This window comes from Ostreibacterium oceani (assembly GCF_009362845.1).
In the GTDB taxonomy this organism is placed as follows: Bacteria; Pseudomonadota; Gammaproteobacteria; order Cardiobacteriales; family Ostreibacteriaceae; genus Ostreibacterium; species Ostreibacterium oceani.
Genome location: NZ_WHNW01000001.1, coordinates 201,059 through 218,031, shown reverse-complemented (window position 1 = coordinate 218,031; position 16,973 = coordinate 201,059). Strand labels below are relative to the sequence as shown.

Annotated in this window: 16 protein-coding genes; 2 read left to right on the top strand and 14 right to left on the bottom strand. The window is 46.6% G+C overall.

Annotation, left to right across the window (positions count from 1 at the left end):
• The first annotated feature begins 45 nt into the window (after nt 1-45).
• Nucleotides 46-1,143, top strand: a complete 1,098-nt coding sequence (gene dnaN / locus GCU85_RS00935) for a DNA polymerase III subunit beta (RefSeq protein ID WP_152808407.1) — start codon at nt 46-48, stop codon at nt 1,141-1,143.
• Nucleotides 1,144-1,256: 113 nt separating this feature from the next.
• Here dnaN and GCU85_RS00930 read toward each other — a convergent pair whose 3' ends face one another.
• From GCU85_RS00930 to GCU85_RS00915, 4 genes are all read right to left on the bottom strand, one after another.
• On the bottom strand, nt 1,257-2,009 hold the full coding sequence (locus GCU85_RS00930) for a hypothetical protein (protein ID WP_218110453.1): 753 nt from the start codon (nt 2,007-2,009) through the stop codon (nt 1,257-1,259).
• A gap of 321 nt (nt 2,010-2,330) precedes the next feature.
• Nucleotides 2,331-4,049 (bottom strand): DEAD/DEAH box helicase, encoded by a 1,719-nt coding sequence (locus GCU85_RS00925; protein ID WP_152808404.1) that lies wholly within the window; start codon nt 4,047-4,049, stop codon nt 2,331-2,333.
• Between the two features lie 258 nt (nt 4,050-4,307).
• Nucleotides 4,308-5,720, bottom strand: a complete 1,413-nt coding sequence (locus tag GCU85_RS00920) for a sensor histidine kinase (RefSeq protein ID WP_152808402.1) — start codon at nt 5,718-5,720, stop codon at nt 4,308-4,310.
• Between the two features lie 82 nt (nt 5,721-5,802).
• Nucleotides 5,803-6,480, bottom strand: a complete 678-nt coding sequence (locus tag GCU85_RS00915) for a response regulator transcription factor (protein ID WP_152808400.1) — start codon at nt 6,478-6,480, stop codon at nt 5,803-5,805.
• A gap of 130 nt (nt 6,481-6,610) precedes the next feature.
• On the opposite strand from GCU85_RS00915, the gene GCU85_RS00910 reads away from it, so the two are divergent.
• Complete coding sequence (locus GCU85_RS00910) at nt 6,611-7,990, top strand: DegQ family serine endoprotease (RefSeq protein ID WP_152808398.1); 1,380 nt, start codon at nt 6,611-6,613, stop codon at nt 7,988-7,990.
• Nucleotides 7,991-8,091: 101 nt separating this feature from the next.
• Here the strand turns inward: GCU85_RS00910 and fbaA are convergent, their stop codons facing one another.
• The 10 genes from fbaA to GCU85_RS00860 all read right to left on the bottom strand — a co-directional run bounded on the left by fbaA (nt 8,092) and on the right by GCU85_RS00860 (nt 16,972).
• Nucleotides 8,092-9,123, bottom strand: a complete 1,032-nt coding sequence (fbaA, locus tag GCU85_RS00905; RefSeq protein ID WP_152808396.1) for a class II fructose-bisphosphate aldolase — start codon at nt 9,121-9,123, stop codon at nt 8,092-8,094.
• 75 nt (nt 9,124-9,198) lie between these two features.
• Nucleotides 9,199-9,630 (bottom strand): transcription antitermination factor NusB, encoded by a 432-nt coding sequence (gene nusB / locus GCU85_RS00900; RefSeq protein ID WP_152808394.1) that lies wholly within the window; start codon nt 9,628-9,630, stop codon nt 9,199-9,201.
• 1 nt (nt 9,631) lies between these two features.
• On the bottom strand, nt 9,632-10,108 hold the full coding sequence (gene ribH / locus GCU85_RS00895) for a 6,7-dimethyl-8-ribityllumazine synthase (protein ID WP_152808392.1): 477 nt from the start codon (nt 10,106-10,108) through the stop codon (nt 9,632-9,634).
• Nucleotides 10,109-10,125: 17 nt separating this feature from the next.
• Nucleotides 10,126-11,223: a bifunctional 3,4-dihydroxy-2-butanone-4-phosphate synthase/GTP cyclohydrolase II gene (gene ribBA / locus GCU85_RS00890; protein ID WP_152808390.1), complete on the bottom strand. Its 1,098-nt coding sequence runs from the start codon at nt 11,221-11,223 to the stop codon at nt 10,126-10,128.
• Nucleotides 11,224-11,383: 160 nt separating this feature from the next.
• Complete coding sequence (locus tag GCU85_RS00885; protein WP_152808389.1) at nt 11,384-12,004, bottom strand: riboflavin synthase; 621 nt, start codon at nt 12,002-12,004, stop codon at nt 11,384-11,386.
• Nucleotides 12,005-12,081: 77 nt separating this feature from the next.
• Nucleotides 12,082-13,185: a bifunctional diaminohydroxyphosphoribosylaminopyrimidine deaminase/5-amino-6-(5-phosphoribosylamino)uracil reductase RibD gene (gene ribD / locus GCU85_RS00880; RefSeq protein WP_152808387.1), complete on the bottom strand. Its 1,104-nt coding sequence runs from the start codon at nt 13,183-13,185 to the stop codon at nt 12,082-12,084.
• An 11-nt stretch (nt 13,186-13,196) separates the two neighbouring features.
• The gene (nrdR, locus tag GCU85_RS00875; RefSeq protein ID WP_152808385.1) at nt 13,197-13,670 is read right to left on the bottom strand and encodes a transcriptional regulator NrdR; all 474 of its coding nucleotides are present in this window, start codon (nt 13,668-13,670) and stop codon (nt 13,197-13,199) included.
• Between the two features lie 512 nt (nt 13,671-14,182).
• The gene (gene glyA, locus GCU85_RS00870) at nt 14,183-15,436 is read right to left on the bottom strand and encodes a serine hydroxymethyltransferase (protein ID WP_152808383.1); all 1,254 of its coding nucleotides are present in this window, start codon (nt 15,434-15,436) and stop codon (nt 14,183-14,185) included.
• A gap of 92 nt (nt 15,437-15,528) precedes the next feature.
• A complete protein-coding gene (locus tag GCU85_RS00865) occupies nt 15,529-16,293 on the bottom strand; it encodes a lysophospholipid acyltransferase family protein (RefSeq protein WP_152808381.1) in 765 nt (254 codons plus the stop codon).
• Between the two features lie 127 nt (nt 16,294-16,420).
• Nucleotides 16,421-16,972 (bottom strand): D-glycero-alpha-D-manno-heptose-1,7-bisphosphate 7-phosphatase, encoded by a 552-nt coding sequence (locus GCU85_RS00860; protein ID WP_152808380.1) that lies wholly within the window; start codon nt 16,970-16,972, stop codon nt 16,421-16,423.
• Nucleotide 16,973: the final 1 nt, after the last annotated feature.

The following is a 16,973-nucleotide window of genomic DNA, read 5'->3' as shown; positions in this document are numbered from 1 at the left end:
TACGATACACTACACAGCAACAATGATTATTTTAGGAAAACTACCATGAGATTTAGCAGTAAAAAATCAGAATTATTTGCTTTATTGAGTCGCGTCAATAATATTGTCGAGAAAAAAAGCCCACAAAAAATCCGCACCAATGTATTGATTCGTGCGGTTGACGACCGTATTGAATTGGTGGGATTCGACAACGAAATGACGATTGCAGGCTCGGTTGCTGCAACGGTTGAGGAAAATGGTGAAACGACCGTCACCGCGCAAAAGTTATTTGATATTGTCCGCTCACTATCTAGCGAGACGGATGTGGTCTTTCACCAAACAGATAATGTGCTCTATGTACAGGCAGGCAGCAGTAAGTTTCAGTTGGTGACGTTGCCCGTCGAAGATTACCCTTTACCAGAGCGTTATGAATTTGAGCAACAGTTTGAATTGCCAGCGGTGCAGTTGGTTGATTTGTTGAGCCGCGTTAAGTTTTCGATGGCGACCAATGATGTTCGCCATTACCTCAACGGACTTTTGTTGCACTTTACCCCCTCGGCGATTATTGCGGTGTCAACAGACGGCCATCGATTATCGATTGCAGAGATTGAAAATAACTCAGATATCACCGATAGAAAGGTGATTATCCCCAAAAAAGCCATCGGAGAAATCATCAACTGGTTATCGGGTGAATCTGATTCGTTAAAAATTGAATTGTCGGATACGCACATTCAGTTTTGTTATCAGCAGGTTGAAATGACATCAGCGTTGATTAACGCCGAGTACCCCGCCTATGAATCCGTGATTCCGAGTTTGTCAGAGAATCCAGCAATTATTCCCAAAGCGACCCTAAAAACCGCACTACAACGCGCTAAAATCTTGTCGAATGAGTATGGCTCTGGTGTGTCATTGTCTTTTTCTCCTTGGACGTTGCATTTGTCTGCCAAAAATATGGATAACGAAATGGCCGAGGATAAAATCGACATGAATTACGATGGCGAAAATATGAGAATTGCATTTAATATTAATTATTTGGTTGATATTTTGGATGCACTAAGCCATGACAACGTCACCATGTCGGTGACAGATAGCCAAAGCAGTAGCTTGATTTACGATACCGAAAATGACAACGCACGGTATGTGTTGATGCCGATGAATATTTAAATTAGCTAATTTGTTGTTGCCTAATTTGATTTAACGCTTAGGCGATTTGACGCTTAGGTTAGATAGGTAAAGCCAAGGCGTTTATCACAGAGAAACACCTTGGCAACATGCCACTAAGCACGCTTAATACGCCTACGAGCCCTGGTTAGTCCGCTGGCGAATACGAGGGTGACCAATACGAGGAAGCTGAGCATTGATAGCGAAGGGACGCTGCTAGGTGAATTAATTTGTAGTGCGGGTCCAGACAACACCACGCCATCTACTGTATCGTCAATCACAAATCCCATATGCGCGTTGTCTAACCAACTAAAGTCGGTTGCGGGGGCGATAATTTCATTAGTGACGACAGGGACACCGTCATAGAAAATTGACATGACTAAATTACCCGCGATGACTTCGTAGCGGATACGCATATCCACCCAACGGTTAAAAATTGCTGTCGTATCAGAGCTTAACGTGATTACACCAGACATACTGTCATTATTTGTGTAGATTGTGCCAAGGTGAGTAGCAAAACCAGCCGTAACCCCCTGTCTGGTGCTGACAGGAAGTCGATTTATAGTGTTGTTTCCCATGGGGTCAGGGCCTAGCCAAATGTAGGCTTCGTTATGAGCGGCAGTGTTATCACGGGCGTAAACTGTGACGGTAATATCAATACTATCGCCCGCGGACAAATTAGCGGTTGCATTGTTGAAAATAAATGGCGTAGCAGCATCAGAAACACCTGCATAAAAAGTCGTGTCGCGCCCAAAAGCGGTGATATTGGTTTGTTCATCAGGCTGTGTGGCGAGCTTTTCTAGTTGCGTGCTTTCTGTCCCATCGAAATCTACCGTGAGGCTTTGTGCTTGCGCTGACGTGTTGAGCATGGACATGGTCAGCAATAGAACAATAAAAAGCGGATGTAATAAATTGTTAACAGGGCGCTGAATTAATTTGTATGGGCTAATCATGGATAGAGGCTTTCTTATTGTTATTATTTGTTTTATATTTTAGTTGCTTTTCTAATGAAGTCAAATAAATTTAGTTTTAGCTGGCTCGGGTTTAACTGGGCATTATTTGGATGTTTCATCTTTGTATAATCAATTAAAAAAAGGCTATCCGCTACGTGATGCGGATAGCCTTTGTCAGCCCTTGACTGGCTATTTGAAAAATAGCGATTGGGTTTGGGTCTTTCTTAGACGTGTATTTTACACGCTTGCGGCGTTACTTTTGCTGATATTAAGCGGTTTGCCCATGACGTGGGTTTTTTTCAGGCTATTGAAAATCGCTTTGGGCATACCTTTGGGTAAAAAGACCTGAGTATGCGACTCATAAATTTCAATCGCGCCAATGTGGCGGCCTTCTATGCCTGCTTCATTGGCGATTGCGCCAACAATATGCCCGGGCTTGACCTTGTCAGCATGACCGACGGCTAAGGTGAAGGCTTCCATCTCAGCGGGTGCAAGCTCGCCTTTACGAGGCTTTCTGGCGACTTTGCGCGCATTTTCAGCCAAAGGTGTACGCTTTTTACGCGGATTTTTGCTATCAGCGCTGCGTGAATGGCTGGTGGTATCTCGGCTATTTAAGTCGACGGGCGCCAGCACATCACGTTTGCTGAGTAATAAAGGGGTTTTACCTTGGTATAAACTCATCAATGCCGCCGCAACAGTTAGCATGTCAGTATCGAGTTGCTTATCAATGTCTGCCAACATGTCACGCAAAGGAACCAAATGTGCGTGCTCAATTTTATCGGCAAGCGCGGCGGTGAATTTTTCCATGCGCTGGCGGTTGATGTCATCAATGCTGGGCATGGCGTATGGCGTGATTTCTGTTTTGGTGGCGCGTTGAATCTGTTGTAGATTGCGCTTGTCTTTGGGGCTTAAAATGCAAATGGCTTTGCCTTCTCGACCTGCACGGCCTGTGCGTCCGATACGGTGGGTGTAAGACTCGCTATCGCGTGGCAAGTCATAGTTAATGACGTGCGTGATGCGATCAACATCTAATCCTCTTGCAGCCACGTCGGTTGCTAGAATGATGTCGATATCGTGCGATTTAATCTGGCTGATGACTCGCTCACGTTGTTTTTGTTGCAGGTCGCCATTTAATGCCGCTACGCGGTGATTTTTTTTGGCGAGCGACTGCGCGAGTTCTTCGGTTGCGGCTTTGGTATTGACAAAAATAATAGCCGCATCAGGGGCTTCAGCTTCTAATAATTGATGCAGGGCTTGGGTTTTTTGCTTGTGCGCGACTGCCAAGTATGATTGTGTAATGGTAGATGCGGTTTCTCGTGTTGCCGCGACTTTGACGACGACTTCGTTATTGAGGTATTTTTGGCTAAGCGTTTGTATGGCTCTCGGCATGGTCGCTGAGAATAGCGCGATTTGTTTTTGCTTGGGTGATTTGGATAAAATCCATTCGACATCATCAATAAAGCCCATGCGCAGCATTTCGTCTGCTTCATCAAGGACTAGTGACTTCAAATGATTGAGTTTGAGCGTGCCACGTTTAATGTGATCCATAATTCGCCCAGGCGTACCGACCACGATATGCGCACCTTTTTCTAGGGCGTTGATTTGTGTGCCATACGCGGCGCCGCCATAAATTGGCGCAATCCGAATATTGGGCAAGTATTTGCCGTAAGTTTTATAAGACTCCGCAACCTGAAGCGCGAGCTCGCGGGTCGGCGCGAGGACTAAGACTTGGGTGTGGTTAACCTTTGTTTCAATGTGTTGCAGCGTAGGTAAAGCGAAGGCGGCGGTTTTGCCTGTGCCAGTTTGCGCTTGGCCTAAAATATCGTTACCCGCTAAAACGAGCGGAATCGTCTGTGTTTGAATTGGTGAAGGCGTGGTGTAGCCCGCGTCTGCTAATGCCTGTAAAAAAGCGTCATTAAGCCCTAGCTCATCAAAGCCATGATTTGTATTGGTCATTTTGTTTTCCCAGTAGCGTCAATACCGACCGCGAATGAGATAAAAGACGATAACCCGTGTGGTAGCGTGTTAGCTACTAGAGGAGAGACAGAACTAAATCTTTCGAAGTGCTGATTGACTAGGCGATTATCGCCTGATTAATATAAATTGCTAGGCGATTATCGCAGGATATCAAACAAAGTCAATGTTTATCCGACAATATCGGTTAAAAACCGCTAGAATGAGCTAGAATGCATTGTAATTAAGCCAAAATACAGCTTAATGGCGCAGGCGAAGTCGAATTTCAACGCAAAGCCCAGGTTGGTTATCACTTAATTGAATGCTGGCATGATGGGCTTGGATAACGGCACGGACGATACTCATGCCAAGCCCTGTGCCAGGCAAGCTCCGTGCCTCATCTAGGCGGGTGAAACTGTCAAATACGTTGTCGCGCATTTGCGCGGGGATACCCGGTCCATTGTCGGTGATGCGAATCAGTGCGAATTCTCCGCGCGGTAGCGCTTGCAGGCTAATCTCCCCGCCCTCTGGGGTGTATTTCATGGCGTTTTCCAGTAGATTACCAATGGCTTGGGCCAGCAAATCAGGATGCCCAAGTACCGTGAGGTGGGGCGATATTTGGTCGCTAAATTGGTGGTTTTTTTCTTCGGCAACCGCGCTGTAAAGGTCAGCTAAATCCTGTAGCAAAGGGTGTAAATCAAGCGGTTTTAAATGATAGTGCCGCGCGCCAGACTCTAGATTCCCAATGAGCAATAGGGCGTTGAAAGTTTGTAGTAGTGAATCGCAGTCAGCAATCGAGTCGGCTAGTGCGTTTTGATAATCAACGGGGTCACGAACATTGAGTAGCGCAATTTCCATGCGACTACGCAAGCGATTGAGCGGTGAGCGCAAATCATGGGCAATATGGTTGTTGACTTGTTTGGTGCTTTTCATCAGGGCCGAAATTTTGTCTAGCATCGCATTTAAGGTTTTGGCGAGTTGGCTGTACTCATCGCGGTCATGGCGATAAATCGGGATGCGTTTATCGAGATTGCCAGCCATAATGTCGCGCGCCGCGCTGTCGATGGTTTTGATTTTTTGTTGGCTACGCAAGCCAATCATATAGCTATAAACCACCATCAGCAGAAAAATCGAAATAACCAAGTAAAAAAGCGTATAAAGCAAAGTGCGCAATAAAGGCTTGTTGTCGACAGGCAGGGCAATCAGTAATAAAGATTCTGTGTGGTGAGGCGCGGTGTGTGCAGTGTATCCCGCATCGGGGGCAACAGGCAATGAGACGGCGCCGACAATCATACCCGGCTTGATGTTTGTGTGTTGGGGCGTGGTAAAAAAATCATGGGGTTGATAGAGCTTTTGGGGGTGGTTTAATAGCTGTTGGCGCAGCGAGTCTGGCAATGGCTTGGATAAATCGTGCGCCCAAATTTTTAGCGTCGTTGCACCAACCTGTTGACCTGTTTGTTGGCCAGCTTGTTGGTTAGCTTGTTGGTTAGCGAGTGTTGGATTATCGCGGAAAATGGCTATTTCAGCGGCAATTTGATTTTTTGCCTGTGTCTCTAACGCCTGATAGGTAAATAGATAAACATGACCTAGACCAAAAATAACCGCAACCATAATAAAAAAGGCAAAGGCCAGTGTGTATCTAAAGGGTAGTGTGTCGACAATTTGACTGGGCATCGTTAGTTAGTTTGTGTGCATTGGATTGTGTATTAGGCCGTGCATTAGGTTGTGCATTTAGATTGTGCATTTAGATTGTGCATTAGGCCGCATCAAAGACATAACCAACGCCGCGTAGCGTTTTGATTAGGGGTTTTTTGGTGCTTTTATCTAATTTATTGCGTAAGCGTGAGATATGCACATCGACAATATTTGTTTGGGGGTTAAATTCATAGCCCCACACGTTTTTTAATAACATTTCTCGGGTGATGACCTCGCCAGCGTTGCTGGCCATATAAACGAGCAAATCAAATTCTCGGGGTTGTAGCGCGATAGACTTTCCTTGGTATGTGACCTCTCGGGTGATTTTGTCGATAACAACGGGCCCAACGATTAAGGTGGTTTCTTGTGCTTGCGCAGCGAGATTGCGCTTTGCCAGTGCTTTGACTCGTGCCAGCAGCTCGGCAAAGACAAACGGCTTAGCCAAGTAATCATCGCTACCTGCCTCTAGCCCTTCAACCTTGTCATCAACTTCTCCCAGCGCCGTTAGCATAATAGCAGGCGTTTCGTTTTGTTGGGCGCGCAGTTGTCGGATGACGGTTAGCCCGTCTAAACCCGGCAGCATCCTATCGACAATAATCACGTGATAATCGTGGCTTAATGCTTGTGCGAGGCCTGAGATACCATCATGGGCAACATCGGCTTCGAACCCTTTTTCTGAAAATCCTTTGACCAAATTTTCGGCAACGGGCTTATCATCTTCGATGATGAGAATTTTCATAATGCGTCCTCTAATTAATCCTATAGACTATTGTAATTGAAAAGTTACAGCCTTGACACTATTAAATAGATACATTCGGATTAAATAAATAAAATGAAACATAACGTTAACTTAGCATAAGAGGTGACAAATGAAGTGTAAGAAACCAGTGGTGATGTTGTTATTGTTGTTAGGTTTTTTGTTAAAGCCAGCCTTTGCCAACGAATTGCCCGACTTTACTAGCCTAATAAAAGAAAACGCCCCCGTGGTCGTGCAAATCGAAAGCAAATCGAGCACGTCAGTCAATACGCAGCGCCGAGGCTATGACCCGATGAACCCAGATGATTTATTGCGTTATTTTTTTGAAGGACCGGGTGGGTTTCCTCGCATAGAACCGCGCGCAAGACCACGCCAATCCCAAGGTTCGGGGTTTTTTATTGATGAGAGTGGTTACATTATAACCAATGCACACGTGGTCAAAGGGGGTGATGAAATCACCGTGAGAACCAAAGACCAAAAAGAGTACCAAGCCGAATTAATCGGTATGGATGAACGGACCGATATTGCGTTGTTAAAGATTGATGTTAAAAAAACGCCCGCCGCAAAAATTGGCGATTCCGATGCAGTAGAGGTCGGCAATTGGGTGTTGGCGATTGGCAACCCATTTGGGTTTGACCATACAGCCACCAAAGGTATTGTATCTGCCACTTCGCGTAGCTTGCCTGACGGGGCTTATGTGCCCTTCATCCAAACCGATGCGGCGGTTAACCCAGGTAATTCGGGTGGCCCATTGTTTAATTTACAAGGCCAAGTTATTGGGGTTAATTCACAAATTTATTCTAATACAGGGTCTTTTAACGGATTGGCATTTGCAATTCCAATCAACACAGCCATGAATATTGCCAATCAGTTACGAGACGCGGGTTATGTCAGTCGTGGTTGGTTGGGTGTTGCTATCCAAAGCGTTAATCAAGATTTGGCCTCGTCCTTTGGTCTTGATAAACCCAAAGGGGCGCTGGTCTCTGATGTTGTCAAAGACAGCCCCGCGCAAGAAGCCGGCATCCAGCCTGGCGATATTATTTTGACATTTAACGAGCAATCAATTGAAAAATCGTCTGATTTGCCACCATTAGTCGGTGATGTTGCCGCAGGCACAACCGTCGAGGTTGAATTGATGCGCCAAGGCAAGGCACAAAAATTACGCGTTGATATTGGTGAATTAGAAGAAGAACGTGACAATGCACCACTTCAATCCAGCAAGGAGACCAACGAAGGGTTTCAAGTGACCGAGCTGAGTGATGCTGACAAAGCGAATTTGTCGTTGACACACGGGGTTTTAGTGACGCATGTTGCGCCAGAATCACGCGCCGCAACGGCAGGTTTTTTTGTCAATGATGTGATTTTGCAAATTAATGACAAACGGATTGACAGTATCAAGGCGTTTAAATCCGCAATAGGCGAATTAAAAGCCGATAAACCGGCGGCCGTATTGGTTAATCGTAATGGCAGAACACTGTTTATCCCACTGTAATTCATAACAGCAAAATACAACCAATAAAGCCGACGCAGGTCGGCTTTATTGGTTGATTAATCAGTTTTTTAATGTTGTTGTGATGTTGTCGTTAGATTAGGTTAGCGCGACGTATTTAGCAAACTGGTACCAGCACCATTTAAGTCGTTAACGGCTTCGATAACGCGTTGTTTCATGTTGTCAGTGCCTTTTTTGAGATAGGCACGGGGGTCGTAGACCTTTTTATTGCCGACTTCGCCGTCAATTCGCAGGATGCCGTCATAATTTTTTAGTAGGTGATCGACGATTGGGCGGGTAAAGGCATATTGGGTATCGGTATCGACATTCATTTTAACGACGCCATAATGCAAGGTTTCAGCAATTTCGTCTTTACTCGAGCCTGAGCCACCGTGAAAGACAAGATTAAGCGGATTTTTGTCCGTTGCATGTTTGCTACAAACTGCCAACTGTCCATCGTGCAGGATGCTTGGCTTGAGTTTGACATTGCCGGGTTTGTAAACGCCATGTACGTTGCCGAAAGTCGCCGCGTACATAAAAGGCCCAATGTCTGCCAATTGTTCGTACACATAGACCATCTCTTCGGGTGACGTGTAGAGTTCCTCCGATTTGGCATCCGAGTTATCAATGCCGTCTTCTTCACCGCCCACAACGCCTGTCTCGACTTCAATCAACATGCCGATTTTCGTCATGCGTTCGTGTAATGCTTTGCCAATACGCATATTCTCGGCAAGCGGTAAGACTGAGCCATCGAACATCAGTGAGTTGAATAGCGGCTTTTGTCCTGCGGCAACGCGTTTTTCAGACGCTTCGATTAGAGGAATCATAAAACTATCGACCTTTTCAGGGACGCAATGGTCGGTGTGTAACGCGATTAACACGGGGTATTGTTCGGCGATGACATGCGCTGCCTCGGCAATAATCATAGCGCCTAATGCCTCATCAATGCCGCCTGAGGCATGTTTGCCGCCGCCGGTAGAGACTTGGATAATGCCATCGGTTTTGGCTTCGGCAAAGGCTTGCATCACGGCATTAAGCCCCTCTAGCCCGACCACATTAATGGCTGGGTAAGCAAATCCGCCCTTTCTTGCGTTATCAAGCATTTGAGTGTACTGTTCAGTGGTTGCTATTGGCATAAGACTCTCCTAAAATTATCCTAAAAGTATCGGTTATCTAGACTGATTGTTACCTAGACTGATTATTTAGACCAGTTATCCAGTCAGGGATTTGTATAATTTATCCAGTACGCCGTTGATGTATTTATAACTGTCTTCGGCGCCAAATTTTTTGGCAAGCACAATGGCTTCGTTAATAGCGACTTTATGCGGTGTGACTTTTCCGTTTAATTCATACGCGCCAACGAGTAGAATGGCATGTTCTATCACGCCGAGCTGGGCAATAGAGCGGTCTAAAAACGGCGTGAGTTGCGACTCAAAATGGGCTTGCTGGGTTGCAATGCCCTGTAAAATCTCATCTAAAAAATCGGTGTCGTAATCTTCGTCGCTGATGCGTTGTTTGGTTTGGGTGACAACTTCGTCAAAGCCCTCGGTCGAGATGAGCTGGGAATAAACCGCTTGCATAGCAAAGCGTCTCGCACGGGCTTTGCGAATCGTGGCTAATTGTTGAACCGTTAATTCGCGCATGTTAGTTGATTTGTCGCAGTAGGCTTACCATTTCTATTGCCGTTAATGCGGCTTCTGCGCCTTTGTTGCCGGCCTTGGTGCCAGCGCGTTCAATTGCTTGTTCGATGTCCTCGGTGGTCAACACGCCAAAAACGACAGGAATACCCGTGTCTAGCGCGACTTTGGAAATATCAGATGCGCAAGGACCTGATACATACTCAAAATGTGCGGTCGCACCGCGAATGACCGCGCCCAAAACAATAACGGCTTCAAATCGGTTAGTCGCGGCGACTTGTTTGGCGACGAGTGCGAGTTCATAAGCCCCTGGTGCTTTGAAAACTTCGATATTGGCGTAATCAGTGCCGTGGCGCTTGAGCGCATCAATCGCACCTTTTTCCAAGGCATCAACAATAAAATGGTTAAAGCGGCTACAGACAATCGCAAAACGTGCATCGTCAATAACAAAATCGCCTTCGGTTAATCGAATTTCTGGATTCATAAGGTTTCCTCTCTGATTTAGGATAGGTATTCTACCACTTCTAGATTAAATCCTGACATACTGTTGAATTTTTTCGGGGCAGATAATAAGCGCATTTTTCTGACATTTAAATCCATCAAAATTTGTGCGCCAATGCCATAAGTACGTAATTCTTTTTTTTCTAAGCGTGGCGTTTTTTGGGATTGATTTAATTCGTGTACCGCCATAATGATATCTTGTTGCGAACTATCATCGGCTAAAATAACAATAACGCCGTGCGGCTCTGCGTTTAATTTGGCGATGGCATCGTCTAGTGTCCAAGTGCGGTTATTCACCGCGGCGTGGAATAAATCAGTAAAGATATTTTGCACATGGACGCGGACAAACGTGGGTGTTTCAGGGGTTAGGCTACCTTTGACTAGGGCGTAGTGCAATTGGCCGTCAACGCTGTCTTGGTAAACGACGAGGCGAATGGGCTGTGCGTGAATGGTGAGCTCGGTCTCGGCCATTTTTTCGACGGTTTTTTCTTTTTCTAGGCGGTAGGCAATTAAATCGGCGATGGTGCCGATTTTCAGCCCATGCTTTTTAGCAAAAACTTCTAAATCAGGTCGCCTAGCCATTGTGCCGTCATCGTTTAAAATTTCAACGATTACGGCGGCGGGGCTATGCCCTGAGAGCCTAGCCAAGTCACACCCCGCTTCGGTATGCCCAGCACGGGTTAACACGCCGCCTGTTTCGGCAACAATAGGAAATACGTGTCCAGGCTGTACCACATCCGAAGGCTTGGCATCAGGGCGAATGGCCGCGCGAATGGTTGCTGCGCGGTCAGCGGCTGAAATTCCTGTGGTAACGCCTTCGGCGGCCTCAATAGACACCGTGAATTTGGTCGAAAACTGGGCGTTGTTTTGCTGGCTTTGGGGCCAAAGTTTTAGTTGGTTGGCGCGCGCCTGTGTGATGGGCAAGCAAATGAGACCGCGACCATGTTTTGCCATAAAATTAATGGCCTCGGGTGTTACGCAATCGGCGGCTAAAATTAAGTCGCCTTCGTTTTCTCGGTCTTCATCGTCCATGATAATGACCATTTTCCCTTGCGCTAAGTCGGTGAGTATTTCTTCTGTGGTGTTTAATTTTCCCATGCGTTACCTAAATGAATCTCGTTATTTGTGAATATGCGATTATGAATGGATGTGAATATTTGTAAATATTTTAAACTAGGTTATTCTTTTAATTATTTTTTGTGCCCCATTGCTGTGCGCGATTGTTATGCTGCGATTGTTATGCTTGTTAAGCTGTCAGTCATACGGTTGGTTTTTCAAACTCCATCATACGCGCAATATAGCGTGCAATCAAATCGATTTCTAGGTTAACCCTATCGCCCGGCTGCAGCGCCGCAATGGTTGTTTTGTCCGCGGTGTGAGAAATAATGGTCACATCAAAGCCCTCAGCGCTAACGCCGTTGACGGTCAAACTAATGCCCTCGATGGTGATTGACCCCTTGATGGCAATAAATTTTAGCAATTCGTTAGGGGCGGAAAAATAGTAACGGGTGCTGTCGCCGTCGGCGTTGATATGACGAACTTGCCCGATGCCGTCGACATGGCCTGAGACCAAATGTCCACCCAGCGGTGTTGAGAGTGTTAAGGCTTTTTCTAGGTTAACAGCATGCCCGATAGCCAGTTGGCTTAATGTTGTTTTTTGCAATGTTTCGTGCGACACGTCCGCCATGAATTGCCCTGTGTTATCTGCATTGACCAGCAAATCAGTCACCGTTAAGCAAGCGCCGTTGACCGCAATGCTATCGCCTAATTGCACGGTTGACCATTCAAGCCCCTGACTCGTAATGGTTAATTGCATATCCGTTCCTGATTTTTTTAAATCGATGACTTTACCGACATCTTGGATGATTCCTGTAAACATATCGTGTCTTGCCTTTGTGTGTTAATGTCTGTGTGTGATTATTTTTGCTTTATTGTCTGTGCGTTATTGTCTGTGCTTTATCGGGGTGTTAAGACTAATTCTATATCATTGCCTACCCGACGGCAACGTTCATAGGTCCAAGCATAAGCCTCCGTTAATGCGAAGATGTCAGGTAAGTGGAATCCTGCCTGTGCTTGATGACCGAGTAACAAAGGTGCTTGGTAAACGATTAATTCGTCGATTAAGTCCGCAGACAACAAAGCACCAGCGAATAGGCCGCCTGCCTCGACTAAAATCTCGTTGTGACCTAGTTCACCAAGGGTTTTCATAACGGCCGATAAATCGACGCGACCATTGTGGCTAGGCGCTTGGATAAGGGTAGCCAGTGACGCGAGGGCGGTTTCTTTTTCAACGGGGGCTCGGTGATAAAAAATAATCACCTTACCTGGCAAGTGCAAGATTTGACTGTCTGGTGAAATGGTCAGCTGTGAATCAACGATAACTCGAGTGGGTTGGCGCATGAGGCAGGGCGATTGCGGCGGATCGGGTGGTATTCTGACGTTTAAAGCAGGATTGTCTATCATCACCGTGCGACTGGAGGTCAACACCGCGCAAGCGCCTGCGCGTAATTGCTGAACAGCAAGGCGTGATGCCTCGCTGGTAATCCATTGGCTAGCACCAGTTTGCGTTGCAATACGTCCATCAAGGCTCATGGCGATTTTAACCCGTACCCAAGGGCGACCAGTGCGCATACGTTTAAAAAAACCTGGGTTTAATGCTTCGCATTCTGGCGCTAACACCCCTGTTTTTACGGTGATATTGGCAGCTTTTAATTGGGCAATACCACGTCCAGCGACTAGCGGATTAGGGTCTTGGCAGCCAATCACGACTGTTTTGATGCCTGCTGCAATGAGCGCATCGGCACACGGCGGTGTCTTGCCTACGTGCGAACAAGGCTCTAAAGTGACATAAGCCGTTGCGCCAGCGGCTTTGCTACCAGCGGATTTGAGCGCATGAACTTCAGCATGGGGTTCGCCTGCACGCTGATGGTATCCTTCGCCAACAACCTCACCCGCGTTGACAATAACACAGCCTACGCGCGGATTGGGTGTGGTGGTATGCCAACCTTGTCGCGCTAACTCGATAGCGCGCTGCATCAAGCGATTGTCATGGTCAGACATGTAGCGCTCCGTTAAGACTGACCTTTGTCAATGAATGAGGCCTGTAAGCGTTCGATTTCACGCTGAAAAGCACTCACGTCTTGAAATGAGCGATAGACTGAGGCAAACCGCACATAGGCGACTTCATCAATTTCAATTAATTGTTGCATAATCCATTCGCCGATGGCCTTTGCGGGAATTTCTTTGTCGGCACTGCTGCGTAACTGCGTTTCAATAAAATGAATCACTGCATCGACTTGTTCTGCGGTGATTGGCCGTTTTTCTATTGCGCGGTTGATGCCCGCACGGACCTTGTTGGGGTTGTATGCTTCGCGGCGGCCGTCTCCTTTGACCAACATCGGATAAAAATCTTCAATCATTTCATAGGTGGTAAACCGCTCTTCACAGCGTTCACATTGGCGTCGCCGCCGAATTTTATTGCTCTCTACTACTAATCGCGAATCAATGACGCGCGTATTTTCAAACTGACAAAATGGACAAATCATAAAAATTATTACCTAGCTTAAGTCGATGGTGCAATGGTGCGTTGAGGGGAGATTCACAGGGAACGCACGCTTGCTAATAGACGAATTAATAGACATTATACAGCATAGGGGCATAAAAAAGCGCGCAAAAAGTCGGTAAAGTGTATGTTCGGCAAGGTGTATGTAAAAAAGCGCATAGTAAGCGCATAGCAAGTGCATAGTAAGCGCATAGTAATTGCATAGCGAGCGAATAGACTCCTAGCCAGCGTCTATCAACAAAAAAGATACCAATAAAAAAATACCCCAGCCACAAAACCATTATAGCGGTTGTCTTGTGGCTGGGGTGTCATGACGCTTTAAACAGTCGGTTAGTGAGGGTAAAACGCAATTAGGGCGCTACTAGGTCACAATTAGGGCGCAACCAGGGCGCAATTAGGGAATACGACTAGGCGAACGCGACCAGATTGACGCGATATAAGCGATGCTGCACACATCAAGTCTGGTATCGTGTTTGCTTAACTGCCGATAGTCACTCACGACTGATAGACAGGGAATCCTGCGCATAGTTTGATGACTTTTTCGCGAATTGTATCAATTAGTTCGTCATTGTTAATGTCGTCTATGATATCACAAATCCAATGCGTCAACTGACGGGTTTCGTCTTCTTTGAAGCCGCGTGTGGTAATTGCAGGCGTGCCGACACGAATACCAGAAGTCACAAAGGGAGATTGCGGGTCGTTAGGCACGGAATTTTTATTGACGGTAATATAAGCCCGCCCCAGTGCTGCATCTAGGGCTTTGCCAGTGACGCCTTTATCGATTAAATCTACTAACATCAGGTGATTTTCTGTGCCACCCGAGACGATATTGACGCCGCGCTCGTTGAATGTTTTTGCCATAACTTTGGCGTTTGCCAATACTTGTTTTTGATAGGTCTTGAACTCAGGTGACAGCGCCTCTAAAAACGCAACGGCTTTGCCTGCAATGGCATGCATCAATGGGCCGCCTTGAATCCCTGGGAAAACGGCTGAATCAATTTTTTTCTCGATGTCAGGGTTTGCTTTGCCAAGGATGATGCCACCGCGCGGTCCACGCAGTGTTTTGTGCGTGGTTGAGGTGACCACGTCTGCAAACGGCACTGGGTTAGGGTATAAGCCTGCGGCGATTAAGCCTGCAACGTGCGCCATATCGACCAGTAAATAAGCCCCCACCTTGTCAGCAATTTCACGGAAACGCGGAAAATCAAGCACCTGAGAATAGGCGGAAAAGCCTGCGATAATCATTTTGGGCTTGTGCATTACGGCGAGTTTTTCGACTTCGTCATAATCGATTAATCCTTGTTCATCAATACCATAATGTACAGCGCGATATTGACGGCCAGAAAAATTCACTGATGCGCCGTGCGTCAAGTGCCCACCGTGTGCCAAACTCATGCCTAATACCGTGTCACCAGGCTCAAGCAATGCCAAAAAGACCGCCCCGTTGGCTTGCGACCCAGAATGCGGCTGTACATTGGCAAAATCAGCGTTAAATAGTTGTTTGGCGCGTTCGATGGCGAGTTTTTCTGCGACATCAACATACTCGCACCCACCGTAATAACGCTTGCCTGGGTAGCCTTCGGCGTATTTGTTGGTCAGTACTGAGCCTTGTGCTTCTAACACACGTGGGCTGGTGTAGTTTTCTGAGGCAATTAGCTCGATGTGTTCTTCTTGCCGTTTATTTTCTGATGCAATTACGGTGGCTAATTCTGCGTCAAAATCAGCAATAGTCATGGTTTTTTTAAACATTGTAGTCTCCTCTTTTTTAATAGTCGCTAACGCTAGTCTAGCCAGAACCTAGCTATAACTTAGTCGTAGCCTAACCATAGTCGGTTTGTTTATTATGATTTATTGTGTTCCTTTTTTTGCTGCAACATCGCCAAATAGTAGGGGTGTTGTCGCGTTATCTGTGCGGTATTTTCTTCAATACTGGCTTCAACCTGTTGTGTAATCAATCGTATTTCCTCATTTGGCATAATCAGTGGAGAGATAACAATCTCAACTTCGCCCGTATTAATCGGGCCCTTGCCCTTTTCCCAAAATAGCCCCGTATTTAATGCCACAGGCAATATGGGTACGCCTGCTGCCTTGGCGAGCATTACCCCGCCGTTTTTATAGGTGCCTTTTTCGCCAGGCTTGGTTCGTGTGCCTTCGGGGTAGAGTACGACCCAAAAACCCGCAGCCAGCTTTCTTTTGCCCTGTTCAATTAGCATCGACATGGCTTGTCGGCCAGCGCTACGATCAATCGCGATGGGCTTTGTTGCCGCCAACGCCCAACCAAAAAACGGAATGCGTAGTAGTTCGCGTTTAAACACCCAAGCTTGCGGTGAAAAAACCATCAATAAAACAAAAATATCCAGCATGGACTGGTGTTTGGAAAGGACCACACACGGCGTTGCTGGAATATTCGCTTTACCGACTACTTTATAACGAATACCGACAATGTGTTTGACCAAAAACGTCACCCAACGCCCCCACAGCGTCGCAACATAAAAAGCTCCTTTTTCAGGCAACACCCAGCCACCGAGGATAGCAACGGGTGTCCAGATAATGAGACTGACTACCGCCAGTGTGAAAGCAATGCTGGTACGAATCTTTAAAATCATGCGGTTTATGCTTACGGTTGATTGCGCTTTATTGCGCTTTATTGTGTCTTATAGCGCCTTATTATGCTTGTTTTAGTTTATTCTCGCAATCTAAGCGAGCAACGGTTAGACCAATGCCGCTACAACGTCAATCGACTGCGTTGCGATCGACAAGCCACTCACATGCCTGCAATAAATGCGTCGCTAATCGCACTTTATCACGCAATGGTGTTGGTAACAAGGGGTATTCGGTAAGACCTTTGCCCGTTTTGACCATGATGAGCTGGCAGTCAACACAATCGCCTGCTTGCATATCACGCACGGTATCACCGATAAAAACGGCATGCGTTGCTTGGATGCCATAGCCGTCTAAAATCTCACGCAGCATCCCCGCGTTTGGCTTGCGCCACGGATGATTGTCGTCATAGCTAGGACAATAGACAATTCGGTCAATATCACCGCCGCCTTGGCGAATGGTTTGTAGCATTCGGTGATGAATGGCAGCCAGCGTTTGGTGTGTGTAAAACCCGCGTTCGATACCCGCTTGGTTGGTCGCAATGGCAACGAGATAGCCGTGGCGTTTTAGCAGCGCAATCGCCTCAACTACGCCTTCGTTAAAGACAAACGCCGAAGGACAAGTCACGTAATGCCCGAGGTCTTGGTTAATGACACCATCACGGTCTAGGATGACGAGTTTCATG